General features: G+C 65.6%; 17 protein-coding genes. 10 read left to right on the top strand and 7 right to left on the bottom strand.

Going from position 1 to position 14,080, the window contains the following annotated elements:
* Window positions 1-197: 197 nt before the first annotated feature.
* Window positions 198-1,547, bottom strand: coding sequence for an ATP-binding protein (locus DIE06_RS08765; protein ID WP_124661079.1), 1,350 nt, complete (start codon window positions 1,545-1,547; stop codon window positions 198-200).
* Window positions 1,547-2,209 carry a response regulator transcription factor gene (locus DIE06_RS08760; protein ID WP_124661058.1) on the bottom strand — a complete coding sequence of 221 codons (663 nt, stop codon included), beginning with the start codon at window positions 2,207-2,209 and terminating at the stop codon, window positions 1,547-1,549. The genes DIE06_RS08765 and DIE06_RS08760 overlap by 1 nt, the downstream gene beginning before the upstream one ends.
* Before the next feature lie 227 nt (window positions 2,210-2,436).
* Between DIE06_RS08760 and DIE06_RS08755 the strand changes: the two genes are divergently transcribed.
* The 4 genes from DIE06_RS08755 (at window position 2,437) to DIE06_RS08740 (ending at window position 5,307) form a co-directional block, all read left to right on the top strand.
* Complete coding sequence (locus DIE06_RS08755; protein ID WP_260433565.1) at window positions 2,437-2,754, top strand: cytochrome b562; 318 nt, start codon at window positions 2,437-2,439, stop codon at window positions 2,752-2,754.
* Between the two features lie 44 nt (window positions 2,755-2,798).
* The gene (locus DIE06_RS08750) at window positions 2,799-3,365 is read left to right on the top strand and encodes a cytochrome b (RefSeq protein ID WP_124661056.1); all 567 of its coding nucleotides are present in this window, start codon (window positions 2,799-2,801) and stop codon (window positions 3,363-3,365) included.
* A gap of 269 nt (window positions 3,366-3,634) precedes the next feature.
* Complete coding sequence (locus tag DIE06_RS08745) at window positions 3,635-4,219, top strand: hemerythrin domain-containing protein (protein ID WP_124661078.1); 585 nt, start codon at window positions 3,635-3,637, stop codon at window positions 4,217-4,219.
* 137 nt (window positions 4,220-4,356) lie between these two features.
* Window positions 4,357-5,307: a universal stress protein gene (locus tag DIE06_RS08740; RefSeq protein WP_124661055.1), complete on the top strand. Its 951-nt coding sequence runs from the start codon at window positions 4,357-4,359 to the stop codon at window positions 5,305-5,307.
* A 12-nt stretch (window positions 5,308-5,319) separates the two neighbouring features.
* Here the strand turns inward: DIE06_RS08740 and DIE06_RS08735 are convergent, their stop codons facing one another.
* Window positions 5,320-7,614 (bottom strand): heavy metal translocating P-type ATPase, encoded by a 2,295-nt coding sequence (locus tag DIE06_RS08735; RefSeq protein ID WP_124661054.1) that lies wholly within the window; start codon window positions 7,612-7,614, stop codon window positions 5,320-5,322.
* Window positions 7,615-7,842: 228 nt separating this feature from the next.
* Here DIE06_RS08735 and DIE06_RS08730 point away from each other — a divergent pair, with 228 nt between their 5' ends.
* A complete protein-coding gene (locus tag DIE06_RS08730) occupies window positions 7,843-8,460 on the top strand; it encodes a hypothetical protein (RefSeq protein WP_124661053.1) in 618 nt (205 codons plus the stop codon).
* Window positions 8,461-8,506: 46 nt separating this feature from the next.
* On the opposite strand, the gene DIE06_RS08725 is transcribed toward DIE06_RS08730, so the two are convergent.
* The 3 genes from DIE06_RS08725 to DIE06_RS08715 form a co-directional block, all read right to left on the bottom strand.
* Window positions 8,507-9,463 carry a cation diffusion facilitator family transporter gene (locus tag DIE06_RS08725; RefSeq protein WP_124661052.1) on the bottom strand — a complete coding sequence of 319 codons (957 nt, stop codon included), beginning with the start codon at window positions 9,461-9,463 and terminating at the stop codon, window positions 8,507-8,509.
* 8 nt (window positions 9,464-9,471) lie between these two features.
* Complete coding sequence (locus DIE06_RS38225) at window positions 9,472-9,675, bottom strand: hypothetical protein (RefSeq protein ID WP_185733371.1); 204 nt, start codon at window positions 9,673-9,675, stop codon at window positions 9,472-9,474.
* 135 nt (window positions 9,676-9,810) lie between these two features.
* Window positions 9,811-10,194, bottom strand: coding sequence for a hypothetical protein (locus DIE06_RS08715; protein ID WP_124661051.1), 384 nt, complete (start codon window positions 10,192-10,194; stop codon window positions 9,811-9,813).
* A gap of 249 nt (window positions 10,195-10,443) precedes the next feature.
* Here DIE06_RS08715 and DIE06_RS08710 point away from each other — a divergent pair, with 249 nt between their 5' ends.
* The 5 genes from DIE06_RS08710 to DIE06_RS08690 all read left to right on the top strand — a co-directional run bounded on the left by DIE06_RS08710 (window position 10,444) and on the right by DIE06_RS08690 (window position 12,888).
* Window positions 10,444-10,884, top strand: coding sequence for an Hsp20/alpha crystallin family protein (locus DIE06_RS08710; RefSeq protein WP_124661050.1), 441 nt, complete (start codon window positions 10,444-10,446; stop codon window positions 10,882-10,884).
* 15 nt (window positions 10,885-10,899) lie between these two features.
* Window positions 10,900-11,307: an Hsp20/alpha crystallin family protein gene (locus tag DIE06_RS08705; protein ID WP_124661049.1), complete on the top strand. Its 408-nt coding sequence runs from the start codon at window positions 10,900-10,902 to the stop codon at window positions 11,305-11,307.
* A gap of 297 nt (window positions 11,308-11,604) precedes the next feature.
* Complete coding sequence (locus DIE06_RS08700; RefSeq protein WP_124661048.1) at window positions 11,605-12,168, top strand: Hsp20/alpha crystallin family protein; 564 nt, start codon at window positions 11,605-11,607, stop codon at window positions 12,166-12,168.
* Between the two features lie 92 nt (window positions 12,169-12,260).
* Complete coding sequence (locus DIE06_RS38950) at window positions 12,261-12,569, top strand: hypothetical protein (RefSeq protein WP_260433564.1); 309 nt, start codon at window positions 12,261-12,263, stop codon at window positions 12,567-12,569.
* Window positions 12,570-12,645: 76 nt separating this feature from the next.
* Window positions 12,646-12,888 carry a hypothetical protein gene (locus DIE06_RS08690; RefSeq protein WP_124661047.1) on the top strand — a complete coding sequence of 81 codons (243 nt, stop codon included), beginning with the start codon at window positions 12,646-12,648 and terminating at the stop codon, window positions 12,886-12,888.
* 108 nt (window positions 12,889-12,996) lie between these two features.
* Here the strand turns inward: DIE06_RS08690 and DIE06_RS08685 are convergent, their stop codons facing one another.
* Window positions 12,997-14,037 carry an exo-beta-N-acetylmuramidase NamZ domain-containing protein gene (locus DIE06_RS08685; protein WP_409364491.1) on the bottom strand — a complete coding sequence of 347 codons (1,041 nt, stop codon included), beginning with the start codon at window positions 14,035-14,037 and terminating at the stop codon, window positions 12,997-12,999.
* Between the last annotated feature and the right edge of the window lie 43 nt (window positions 14,038-14,080).

Below are 14,080 nucleotides of genomic sequence, written 5' to 3'. Positions count from 1 at the left end.
CCAACCCGCGGATATCAGCATGATCCACCGTCGAGATTTACTGCTACGTCGCCCTCAGGAAATTCAGTCAACATGCGTCTCAACAAACCCAAAACCGATCCCTATTGACAGGCGGAGTCATATCAACTTTGCATCTTGGTGCACATCGCACGCGAAAGACGGGGGCGGACCCGGAATCGCCGGCTCCGGTCAAGCGGTCAAGCAGGCAGCGGCAACGTGACGCGCACGCCGAACCCGTTGCCGTCCAACCCGTCGACGTAGGTCAGACGCCCGCCGAGCTTGGCCACGATGCGAGCGACGATGGACAGCCCCAGGCCGCTGCCGCTTGCGTCGTGATCCGTCCCGCGAAAAAAGCGGTCCTGCAGTCGGGACAGATCCTCTTTCGGCACGCCGGGACCGTCGTCCCGTACCTGCAGGCTGATCGCGCCGGCATCCTGCCACGACGCGATTTCGACGCGCCCCTGCTCGCGACCGTACTTGATCGCGTTGTCGACGAGGTTGTCGAGCAGGACGCGCACCAGCGTCGACGACGCATGTGCGATGACCGGGCCGTCGACGCGTGAAATCAGCGAGATCCGTTTGCGATCCGCGCGCGCCTGATGGTCGTTGATGCTAGTCTGCACCACGCACGCGAGATCGACGTCCTCGCCGGGCATCGGCACCGTCTCGTCGAGTCGGGCCAGTGCAAGCAGCTGATCCGCCAGATGCGTGCTCCGGTCGACACCCTCGACGACCCGTTGCATCGCGCGCCGCTGACGGTCCGCATCGCGCGCCGTGAGCGCGACCTGCGCCTGAACCTTGAGCGCGGCAAGCGGGGTCTTGAGCTCGTGTGCCGCGTCGCTGGTGAATGCGCGCTCGCGATCGAGCGAGCCGCGCAGACGTTGCAACAACGTGTTCAGTGCGGCGACCAGCGGCCGCACCTCGTCGGGAATGCCCTTCGCGCCGATGGCATCGAGGCTGTCGGGCGAACGTGCCGCGATCGCCTCGGACAGCGTCCGGAGTGGTGTCAGGCTGTGGCCGATCGCCAGCCAGATCAAGACGGCCAGCACGGGCAACGCGATGGCGAGCGGCCGGGCGACGCGGCGCGCGACCTCCGCGGACAAGTCCGAACGGTGCGTGCGTTGCTCGAAGATACGCACGGTACGGCCGCGCGCGGCATCGGTCAGCACGTACACGTGCCACTTCGGATTGCCGAACCCGACCGGGCCCGATGCCGCCGCGGGCAACACCGGCACGTCGAGCGACGCAAGGCCGGGACTGGCGGCCAGGATGCGGCCACCCGCGTCACTGACCTGGTACAGCATGCGCGGCGCGGCATCGTTGTCGCCATCGCCGTCTTCGGACGAACCGAGCACGATGTCCGCAAAGACCGGGAGATCGGATGCGTCGAGCGCGACGAACGCCCGGGCGATCTGCTCGATGCGGGCGTCGTCCCATTCCTCCGCTTCGTGAATCGCCTGGCGGTAGCTCGACACCAGCGAGTACGCCCAGACCACCACGACCCCCGACAGCACCAGCAAGGTGAGCCGTTGCCGGATCGAGCGCATCACGACGCCTTCTCCACCACGTAGCCGACGCCGCGAATCGTCCGGATCAATTCGGCCCCCAGTTTCTTGCGCAGATTCGACACATGCACTTCGATCGCATTGCTTTCGATTTCTTCGTTCCAGCCGTAGAGCCTGTCCTGAAGCTGCGCGCGCGACAGCGGGCGCCCCTGGTTCGCCAACAGCTCGACCAGCAGCGCGCATTCGCGGACCGTCAGCGCGATCCGTTCGGTGCCGCGCGTCACCGTCAACAGCGCGGGATCGACCGACAGGTCGGCATAGTCGATCGTGTCGGTACCACGGCCCTGCGAGCGGCGCACGAGCGCACGACACCGGGCGATCAGCTCGGTCAGGTCGAACGGCTTGCCGATGTAGTCGTCGGCGCCCGCGCTCAAGCCGCTCACGCGGTCGGCGACGGTGTCGCGCGCGGTCATCACCAGCACGGGCGTATGGTCGCCGCGCTTGCGAACCCAGTCGAGCAATTCGGTTCCCGACATGCGGGGCAGGCCGAGATCGAGCACGACTAGATCATACGGCGTGGTTTCGAGCGCGAGCTGCGCATGCCTGCCGTCGTGCGCCCAGTCGACTGTCATGCCGGCCTCGATCAGGCCGTCTTCCACCCCGCTGCCGATCAGCTTGTCGTCTTCCACGAGTAACACCCGCATGGTGCCCAGCTCCTGTTCATCCGGACATCGCGTCCATTGCCCCACGATAACCGCAGGCGCGGGCGGGCATCAAGCCGGTCGCGGAAAAATCGGGTCCTTAAGAATCCGTTAACGTCGGCGCCCCAAGGTCGCGGTCACCGCCACTCGCAATCACTATCGCATCGACGACCATGAACACGCTATCGTTCCGACTCCGTTTCTGCGCAGCACTGGGCGTGCTGCTTTCCGTGGCCGCCGCGCCGGCCTGCGCGGGCGAGATCAAGCCGCTGATGAAGGACATGAAGCACGCGATGCAGGGGGCCATGAACAGCCGGACGATTCCGGAAATGAAAGGCTACGTGGCCCGGCTCGAAAGCGATGCGCAACAGGCGGGCCGCCAGCGGTATCGCGACGATCAGCCGACCTATGATGACGGCATGCGCACCTTGCACGATGAATTGACCGAAGTCGACCGTGCGATCGAGGCCAATGACCTGCCTGGCGCCAAGCAGGCGTTGCGCCGGATCAACGATTCGAAAAAGCACTATCACGACCTGCTCGGATAACGCGACCCGCGCACGCTTTCGCACACTGAACAGGCATGTCCGTCATGAAAACCATTACCCGCTATCCGCTGTCGATCAGTCTGCTGCACTGGCTGCTGGCCGCCGCGCTGATCGGCAACCTGATCGTCGGCCTGCTGCTGGACGACAACGAAGACCTCGTCGGCCTGCACAAGTCGATCGGCATCGCGATCCTCGGTCTCGTGGCGATTCGTATCGTCAACCGGTTGCGCACGCGGCGCCGGCTGCCGGCGTCGATCAACCCGGCCGGCACGCTGAACCATTTCGCGGAACGCGGCGTCCACGGGCTGCTCTATGCGCTGATGCTCGCCATTCCCGTGCTCGGGTGGATGAAGACGAATGCGGCCGGGCACACAGCCAGCTGCTTCGGGCTCTTCTCGCTGCCGACCCTGGTGCCCACGAATCGCGAACTGTCGCACTGGCTGGGAGAACTGCATGCGCTGACGGCATACGGGCTCGCCGCACTGGTCGGCCTGCACGTCCTGGGTGCGCTGGCGCACCGTCTGATCCACGCGAAAAACATTCTTCCGCGCATCCTCCCCTGGCCGACGCGTTCAGGCCGGCATGAGGTTCAGGCGGAGGATATCGGCTGAGGCGGGAAGCATGGCGCACGGCAACCGTGGCGTTGCGGCCTCGTGATTGCGAGGACAGCCAAGCAGCCGCCCAACCTTTCATCGGATGAAGCGACCGCCTGACGAATACGCCGCGCGGTCCGTTGATCTTCGTCAACGCCGCGGTGTTCGCGCGCTTTGATGGCGAGCGGTCCAACGACCAATATGGAAGTATCGATACAGGGTTTCGTGCTGGCTGTCGGAGTGGGCCGCAAACCGCTGGTTGTTCCGTTACCGCCGTGGAGTGTGAAATGCCAAATCCCGGGCCGCATCGCGCAGTCGCCGTGATCCTCCACGAACACGCCCAGTTGTCTACCGTGATCGACGGCATGCGACGCTTCGTTCATCTGCTCGTTGCCGGTGCCCCCGTTCCGGGTCTCATCGTGTTTCGGGCCATGCTTTACTACATTCGGGAATACCCGCAGCAGATCCATCATCCCAAGGAGGATCGCTACCTGTTCACGCCGTTGCGGGAGCGAACCAGCGAGTTCGACGGCGTCCTCGATGAACTGGAGGCCCAGCACGCGCAAGGCGACTTGAAGCTGAGAAATCTCGAGCATGCGCTGACCCGGTACGAGTTGAAGGGTGCCTCCGCGCTTCACACGCTGGGCGCGCTGATGGACGATTATGCGGAGTTCCATGCGGACCATCGGTGCATGGAAGAGACACTGATCCTGCCGGCCGCCAAACGCCTGTTGACGGCGGATGACTGGGCCGGGATCGATGCCGCCTTTGCCGCGAATCGCGATCCGTTCGGCGGCGAGAAACTGGAAGAAGACCTGGAAAGACTGTTCGAGATGATCGTCCAGGCCATCCCGGATCAGGACGCCAGCTAGCGTCGTCCGGTGGGATCCTTCGTCTTCCCCCGTCGCACCGCGAAGACGAACGCGCTTGACGAAGGTCAAGCCGGTAACAGCCGGACGTGCGAAAAATTGCCGTACGCACGATCGCCGGTTGTCACCGGGAGGCATTCATGAGCACCCGCACCCCAACCCGCCAGGCCGTCCCCGCGCCCCGACGGATACTGATCGCCATCGACGGTTCCATCGCGTCCAGCCATGCACTCGCGTATGCCAGATGCTTCGTTCCGTCGAATGCATCGGTGCACATCGTCAGCGTTGCGGAAAATCCGCGCACACTCGTTCCGCGCGGATCGAAATCCATGGCGTTTTTCGAATCGGCGCGCGACGAATTGCTGCGGGATGCATCCGACGCACTGTCGCGCGCGAAAAGCGCCATGCAGCGCGACGACATCGCCGTCGACACGGAAGTCATCGACCTGTCGACGCACGGCGCGGATATCGTGCATGCACTGGCCGACAGTGCGCAAGCCTGGCAACCCGAACTCCTGATCGTCGGCGCACGTCAGCATCATGGCTTGCTCGGATGGATCGAAGGCACGGTTTCCGGCCCGCTCGGCAAACTCGTTGCCTGCCCGCTGCTCATCGTGCCGGAAGGTTTCGCGTCGGTCGCCGAGCATCTGCCGAGGCGGATGCAGTTCGCCATCGACGGCAGCCCGATTGCGCTCGATGCGTTGCGAACGGGGTTGAAATTCTCGCGGCCCGACACCCAGTTTCGTGCGATACACGTCGTCGATCGGCCCGTAACGTTGGGCGATTTCGTCCCGGTCGAGACGCTCGAGTCGGCATTGATCGGCGAAGGCGATCGGGCGCTGCAAAAAGCCATGACCCTGCTCGACGGCGTGGCCGGACACGCACAATCGGAATTGATTCGAACGGACCGGAACGGCTCGGACGTTTCGCACATCATCGTGCGCGACGCAATCGACTGGAATGCGGACCTGATCGTCATGGGCACCCATGGACGGCGAGGTGCGACGGGCTGGGTGGTCGGCAGCGTTGCCGCGCGCGTCGCGCGGATCACGAAAACGCCGCTGCTTCTCGTGAACGCGCATCGCGCGTGATGCGTCTCGTTGTCACGCATCCGTTCCCACCGCATGGAACAGTTCCTCCTCCTGCGCGCAATGCAGGCGCACGACGGCTTCGAGCCCGTACAGCAAACGCTGCATCGCCTGCACCTGCATCGCGTCCGGCCCGTCGCGGGGCGCGTCCGCGGCCATCTGCCTGAGTGAGCGAACCATCCTGAAGATCTCCCGGTGCGCGCCGCTCATCGCGGCAAGCGGATCCTCGCCGCCGAGTAGAGGGGCAAGACGCGTGTAGACGTCCCGATCGTCGGCACGTTCGTGCGGCAGCAGCCGTTCGTCAAGCGAATCGATCAAGCGCGCAAGCTCGTCGGTGAGGGTTGCCGCGGACAGCTGCGGCATGCGATCCGCGAGATCCCTGATCCGGTCCAGCAGCGGTGACAATGCCGTGTGCTCGCGCTTGAGTTGCTCGACGTCCACATCGGTCAGCCGGGCGTCCGTCGACCTCGGGCGAACCAGCAACACGCGCAATGCGTTGACGATGACGACGACGTCGATGGCCTCCTGAATCAGCGCGCCGGCAATCGGCTGCAGGAATCCCGCCGCCGCGATCGCCATCGCGGCAACCGACAACGACATGCCGGCCACCACGCTCTCGAGCGCGATGCGGCGCGACCGTCGTGCGATGCGCATCGCGTCCACGAGTCGATCCAGCCGATCGACCAGCAGCACGACGTCCGCTGCTTCCGAAGACGCGGCCGCCCCCCGCGCGCCCATCGCGATACCGACGTCGGCCGCCGCCAGCGCCGGCGCATCGTTCACACCGTCGCCGACCATGATCGTCACGCCCTCCTTGCGGGCTGCCTGGATCGCGGTGAGCTTGTCCGTCGGGGTCTGCTCGGCGCGCACGTCGGTGACGCCGAGCAGCTCACCGACGGCCTGGGCGATATCGCGCCGGTCGCCGGTCAGCATGACGAGGCGCTCGACGCCTTCGCGTTTCAGCAGCCGCAGCGCCCTCGGCGTTTCCAGCCGCACCTGGTCGGCCATCTGAATCGCGCCGATCATGACACCGTCCACGCCGACGAATACGGCCGCCCCGCCCTCGCTGCCGACCCGCCTCAGGAACGCGTCGCTCCAGCGCGCAATCGTCGAGCAGGCAGCGGCAACGTAGCCGAACTTGCCGATCGTGACCGACCGGTTGTCAACCCGGCCGGTCACGCCTTCGCCCGCCGTTTCCATCACGGCCGACGGCGGAGACAGATCGATGCGGCGCTCCCGTGCGGCGACTGTCAGCGCATCCGAGATGACATGTCCCGACGCTTGCGCCAACGACGCGGCGAACCGCAGCACCTCCTCCGTTTCGACGTTCGCGCCGCATTCGATCGACACGATCCGCGCCCGCCCGCCCGTCAGCGTGCCGGTCTTGTCGAAAAACAGAATCGTCGCGCGTGCCAGACGTTCGAGTGCGCCTCCGCCCTTGACCAGGACGCCGCGTTTCGAACAACGCGACAGGCCGGACACGATCGCGACCGGCACGGCGAGGATCAACGGACAGGGCGTGGCCACGACGAGCACGGCCAGCGCACGGGCGACATCGCCGGTCAGCAGCCAGGCGAGGCCCGCGACGAACAGCGACGCGAGCACGAAGAACGCGGCGTAGCGATCCGCGAGACGCACGGACGGACTGCGCTCGCGTTGCGCACGCTCGACCATGCGGACGATGCCGGCCAATGTGCTGTCGCCGGCCGTGGTGCGGGCGACCATGTCGAACGGTGCGCCGGCGTTGACCACGCCGCTGCATGCGCTTTCGCCGGCGCGGCGCCGCTGGGTGGACGACTCGCCCGTCAGCATGGATTCGTCGAGTTCCGCGTCGGCGGTCAACGTGCCGTCCACCGGCACGCATTCGCCGCTTCGCACGAGCAGCCGGTCACCGGGGACGAGGGTGTCCGGCGCGACGGAACGCCATTCGCCGTGCTCGAACCGGGTCGCCTGCCGAGGGGCACGGCCGAGCAGCGCGGTCATCTCGCGTTGCGCGCGGTCTTGCGCGTACTGCTCCAGCGTTCGCCCGCTTGCCAGCATCAAGGCAATCACCGCCGCGGTGAGCGTCTCGTCGAGCGCGATCGCGAGCCCGATTGCCAGCCAGGCGAGCACATCGATGCCGGCCTGCCGCCTCGCCACCGCCTTGGCGACGGTTACCGTCAACGCGAGCAGGACCGGCAGCGTACCGAGCAGCCAGACGATCCGCGCGAGCGAAGGCAGGCCGAACGCCACGCACATGCCGCCGGCGGCGAGCGTAACGGCCGAGAGAACCAGCAACCCGACATCGATCGACCCGCGCATTCGAGACATGACGATTTTTCCGCTCGCCGTGCATGGACGTGTTCGCTGCGTCCGATTCCGGTTGCCAACGGCGTGGCACCAGTCTAGAAAACGCCGCGGTTCGAACGTTGACGTGGGTCAGGACGACGCGCCTGCCGCGACATCTCGGTGCGGCGCCTTGCTTGACGTGAGTCAAGCCGCCGGCCCCTTTCGTCAGCAAAATCGAAACGTGACACCGGATGGCCTGGAGCCGATATCGTGCTGACGCTGGCTGTGCTCTTTCTGCTGATTCTTCTGCTGAATCTCATCCCGGCGTTCGCCCCGCCCACCTGGATGGCGATGTCGTGGGTCGGATTCAACCTGCCCGACGGAAACCCGCTGATCTTCGCCGTCGTCGCGGCGGGCGCGGCGACCACCGGCCGCGTCATTCTGGCGACCTTCGCGAGATCGCTGGTCCGCTCGCGCTGGATGCCGGCATCCGACCGGGAGAACATCGACATCGCCGCGCAATGGCTGCACAAGCACCGCACGCTGACCGTCGGCGCGTTCTTCTGCTATGCGTTGAGCCCGCTGCCGTCCAACTATCTGTTCATCGCGTACGGACTTTCCGGGATGCCGCTCAGGATCATCGCGGCGGCGTTCTTCATCGGTCGCGTCACGACCTATGCGGTCTGGGCGCATCTCGGCCGCTTTGCATCGGCCCGGCTGGACGTGGAATCCCAACTCGAAGGCGCTTACCTCGGCGGATACTTCATCGTCACGCAACTGGTGCTGCTCGGCGCCGTCTTCGCGTTGATGAAGCTGGACTGGCGTGCGCTCGTCAATGAACGTCGGTTGATGTTTCGGCGCGGCCATCGTCCGCGCAGTTCTGAATGAGCCGGCAAGCGCGACGTTCCGAACGGGTAGGCCGCCCTATTCCCGCCTACGCGCGTCGAATCCCGGTCGCGACTTCCGCGGGCGTCGCGCACGTGCGCGGATCGACGTGCGTCATCACGTTCAGGACACGGTGATGCCGCATCACGCGAGCACGCGCGTTCACGGCGATGTCGTGCCCCTGCGCAACGGTGAGATCGGCGTCGATGTCGAGATGCACGTCCACGAGGATCAGATCGCCGGTCTTTCGCGTGCGCAGGTCGTGCACGTCAAGCACGCCCGGGGTCGCCACCAGCGTCGCGCGGATTGCCTCGACGTCCTTGACGTCGGCGGCACGATCCATCAAATCATGCAATGCATCCCAACCGAATGTGGCGCCCATCTTCACGATCATCCCGCCGACGATCAGCGCGGCGACAGGATCGAGCAGCGGATAGCCGAGCAGGTTGCCGACGATCCCGCAGGCGACCACCAGGGACGACGCGGCGTCCGAACGTGCATGCCATGCATTGGCGACCAGCATGCTCGACTTCACCCGGGTTGCCACCGCAAGCATGTAACGGAACAGGCTTTCCTTCGCGACGAGCGCGATGAGCGCCACCGCCAGCGCCGCGACGTGGACGCGCGCGATCGATTCCGGATGCTCGAGCTTCTGGATGGCCGACCATAGCATCCCGCCACCGACCAGCAACAGGATCGCCGCGAGTGCGAGCGATGCACCGGTTTCGAAGCGTTGATGTCCATACGGATGCTTTGCGTCGACCGGCTTTTTGCTGTGGTAGCCGGCCAGCAGCACGACGAAATCCGCGATCAGATCGGACAATGAGTGAATGCCGTCCGCGACGAGACCCTGCGATCGAGACAGGAGGCCGATCACGATCTGCCCGATGCTCAGCGCGAGGTTCACGGCAACGCTCACCCAGGTGCTTCGGGTGGCTGCTGCGGCCATCGCCGGCGTCGCTTCCGCGACGGTTTCCGGCACGACGTCGGGATTCTTCGGTGTCACGATTCAGCTCACGCTCCAGGATTGAACAAGGTCGCAAAGTCGCATGCTCGGGTTACAACGATGTGATGGCCGGCACGCATTTCGATGGTATTGGCGGCGATGCGGCGGCACTTGATTTCACGCAAAGGCGCGATACCCCTCGTCACATATGTCTCGTCGCCCTGTACTTCTCCTGCATGGAAAGCGACCGGGCCGCCGATCTTCCGGGGCATGTGGAGGTCGTCCGCCTGCCCGTGCACCGGGCAGGACCGGGCACCTCCGCCGCATGATGCGGCGGGATGCCCCAGGCGGCGCTTGCTGACGTTTGAACCGAAGGGCTGACGGATACGCGCAGGCGGTCGGATCGATCAGCGGATCGGCGGTGTCGTACCCAATTTCTCCGACAGCATTCGCTCGTACACGCCAAAGTGCAAATCGACCTCCTTTTGCGTGACGGGGGTGACCGTAATGTTGATCTGCTCAGGCAACAGGCCCAGCACGACCGCCACCGCGGCTTCAAGTTGCGGTGCACAAACCTTGTCCTCCGCCATCGTCGTGCCGACCAGCACGTCGTAGGTCTTTTCCTGCCGGCAGACGACCTCGACGAGTCGCGCCCGCGCGCTCATGTTGCTGTCGATCGCGAGCCGGACGACCTCCGCGACGGTGCGCATCGTCTCGGTCGGAAAGCCCTTGGTCGAGCGCAGGCGGATACGATGCCTGCCAAGGGTGAGCCAGTCCGTGTCGAATTCCATGGGGTCCTCCGTCATGCAGTCCCGATTCGCCGCGATGATAGGAGCCGGCGCAAAAATTTCAAGTGCAAAAACGGCTGTCCCCCCTTGAAATTTTCCGCAGAATTCCTATCTTAGGTTTCGCTCAGGCAGACGCGTGGGTCGCTTCAATCCGCGCGCTGCGTGTTTCGATTTGTTTGCCAACAGTCTGGCAGGCGAACTGGAGCGCGTAGGCCCGTTCGCCTCCCGGCTGCACTCAAGGAGGATACGATCGTGAGCGATCTTTACTTCGGAACCGATCTCTTCGGCGAGTTCGACCGCCTGCAGCAGCAGATGGCGCAACTCTTCGGCGGCTTCCCGTCCAGCATCCGCGCCGGCCGGTTCGGCGCCTTTCCTCAGATCAACATCGGCGCGACTGACGAGTCGATCGAGATCGTCGCCTTCGCTCCGGGCGTCAACGCCACCGACCTCGACGTATCGATCGACAAGGGCCTGCTGACCATCAGCGGCGAACGCAAATCGACACAGCCCGAGGCTGGAAGCGAGACGCGCACCTATGCGCAGGAGCGCTTTGCCGGCAATTTCCGGCGCGTCATCGAACTGCCCGACACCGCCGATCCCGGCAAGGTCCAGGCGCGCTACGAAAACGGCTGCCTGGCGATCAGTGTCGGCAAGCGCGAGTCGTCCAAGCCACGCGCCATCACTGTCCAGTAACCTGAGGAGCCAATCATGACCGACACGACCCAACTGGCTGAACGCGGCCAATCCGCCGTAGCGCGTCGCGACACTGAACAGGCCACGCGCCGGATCACGCTCACCCCGCCCGTCGACATATACGAGGATAGCCAGGGCGTCACGCTATGGGCCGATTTGCCCGGCGTGACGAAGGACAAGCTGGACGTCAAGGTTCACGACAGCAGCCTCTCGATCGAAGCCGAGGCGGTGGTGCCGACGCCGGCAATTCTGCGGCTGCAGCATGCCGAGGTCCGCGAACCGCACTTCGCCCGGACGTTCACGCTGTCACCGGACTTCGATACGTCAAGGATCGAGGCGAGCCTCCAGGACGGGGTGCTGAAGCTGACGATCCCGCGCCGCGACGAGGCCCGCCCACGGCGGATCGAAATCAAGACCAGCTGACGCGTCAGCAGCGGCAGGTCGCCAGTGCGAGCGTCTCCTGGCACGCGTGCCCGCACCGGACGGCTGCATCGCTATTGTGCAGACCGAACGGAGCGGTGAGGTGTTGGCTGACTGGCATCGGCCGTGCTTCAGCGAACGCAGGACGCGCGCGGCCGATGCTCAGCGCGACGCGAGCGAGTACGCGGTGAAACTGATCGATCGCGGCGCGCCGGGAGCAGCCGGAGCTCGGAGCGCGCTCGCGACCTGATGGCCTGGCCGCCACGCTCGAAACAGATCGAAGCTGAATCGGAGGACGCTATGAACACCGATCTGAAAAAGTGGAACCCCTTCAAGTTCCTTCGCGGCGCGGCCCGCAAGTCCGATCCAGAAGGCCCGGAACAGCCGCCGGCAAGCGAACCGTGGCGGGCCTCGTGGCCGGACATTCCGCGACTGTTCTCACGTGAACCATGGCGTGCGGTGGAGGACTTCTTTCATGACCCGTTTGTGGGCCGTGGCGCGCTCGAACGATGGTTTGGCGATTTCAGTTCATCGCGCTTCCAGCCGCGCATCGACGTCGTCGATGAAGGGCCGGTGCTGCGCGTGACGGTCGAACTGCCCGGGATGGAGCGCGAAGATCTGAGGGTGAGCGTCGAGGATGGGGCAATCGTGCTGCGCGGAGAGAAAAAGCAGGATGTGCGCAGCGAGGAAAACGGCTGCTACCGGCTGGAGCGCGCCCATGGAAGCTTCATGCGCACGATCCCGATGCCGGAAAACGCCGATCCCGACCACACCTTGGCAAAGTTTGACAACGGTGTCCTCACGTTGACCGTGCCGAAATCGGAGCCGGCGCAGACCGTGAGTCGCACGATCGATATCGGCTAGGATCGCAGCGCGTCCCCGCTACGGCCTGCACGACGTGTCGTTTTTCTGCAGTGTTCCGCTGTATTCGGGACCATGATTGACGGGAGACGGAAATGCTCAGTCCGCACGAATTTGCGACCTTGATGCTGGTTCGCCAGGCGCCGGACCAGATCGACATGAATCGCCCCGAGCTTGACGCGCTGCTCGAACGCCAGCTGGTAATGCTGGAACATCGCGCCGCTAGCGCACGCCTCGCGTACCTGACCGAGAAGGGCCAGACGTTCCTCGACGCGCTCCACCCGAGCGGTACGACACGCCGAAGCCGGAAGGCCGCCGGCAACCGCGGTGGGGAAAGCGCGGAAACTGCTTCCGTGCCGGGTGACCGCACGACCGATATCGTGGTGCCTCGACGTGAAGGCTGAATGGCTGGAGAGCGCGACGACAAGCGTGTCGTCGCCGCCGTGACGCGCGGGCGCAACGCGCTTCAGGAGGTGTCATATGGATACGGACAACGTCATGGAGTATCACGGCTGCGAGGTCCGGCCGGTGGTCACCGCCACCGGACAGGGCCGCTATGCCGCAGCGGCCATCGTCACCGACCGGGCCGGCGAAACACGCACGCTCGGCGTCGATGGGGACTTCGCCAATGCCCGGGAGGCACGCGATGAAGCGCTGGAGCTTGCCGTTGCATGGATCCAGCAACGCTCGGTCGTTTCAGAGCGGTATGTCCGACGGATCTAGCGTGCCGGACGCGAGGTGGACACCTGCGGAATTGATGCCTGCAACGCGTTGGCACGATTCGGCGCACCCCAAGGCGGGTGTAGGGGCGCTCTCAAGAAGGAACGGATCTTATCGACGCCAATCTGGAAACGCTAGCGATTGATCGGGTTGATTCGGCGCAGCCGGCTCTGGGCAACGATGCGTCACGCAATACAGCAGAAACGCCGCCCGCTCGCGTGCGAACGCCGCATCCTGCACAGTGACGACCCGCTCGATCTCGTCGAGCGAGCGCCCTGCTTCCAGCATGTCGGCTACCTCGCGCGAGCCGACCGATGCGCGTATCGCATCGATCCGGAATTGCGCCGGATAACGCCGGTGCAGCGCCAGCGCGAGCGCCAGCCCGATCTCGCCCGGCCGCGCCGCGCCGGGCAACCGCTCGATGCGCACCCCTTCACACAGTCTGCCGCGATACGCCCCCTCCGCCGGCACGAAGCGAACCGGCGAGAACGTCGCGTCCAGCCGCGTCGCGCGCAGATCGTCCGCGAGGATGTGCGCGTCGATCCACGGCGCACCCACCACGCCGAACGGTGTCGCGGTGCCGCGCCCGACACTGACCGCGGCCCCCTCGATGAGCCCCGTCTCCGGATAGCGCGACAGCGCGGCGCCATCGCGCAGGTTTGGCGATGGCGGCACCCACCCGAGCCCGGTATCGTCGAAGCGCATCGCGCGCGCGTAGTTCGCCATCGGCACCACGCTGAGCGCCGCGCCGATATGCAGGCGGTCGTTGAACAGCCGTGCCAGTTCGCCGAGCGTCATCCCCGGCTGGAGCGGCAACGGGTAATAGCCGGTGAACGTGGCCGACCCGGCATCGGACACCGGCCCGCCGAACACATCGCCGCCCAGCGGGTCCGGACGATCGAGCACGATCACGGGGCGATGGGCGGCCGCGCCGGCCTCGAGCGCATGGCCGAGCGTGGCCAGGTACGTGAAGAAGCGCACGCCCGCGTCCTGCAGGTCGACCACCAGCACGTCGACATCGGCAAGCAGCGCGGGCGCGATCGTGCGGCGCGCGCCGTAGAGGCTGTGAACGACCACGCCGGTCGCCGCGTCGACGGTGTCGCCGAACGTCTCGTCGACGTCGGTGCCCAACCCGTGCTCGGGCGCGAACAGCGCGACGAGCCGCGCGCCCGGCGCCTGCGCGAGCGATCGCGAA

Source organism: Burkholderia sp. Bp8998 (genome assembly GCF_003854235.1).
In the GTDB taxonomy this organism is placed as follows: Bacteria; Pseudomonadota; Gammaproteobacteria; order Burkholderiales; family Burkholderiaceae; genus Burkholderia.
This window is presented reverse-complemented; position numbering and strand designations above follow the sequence as displayed.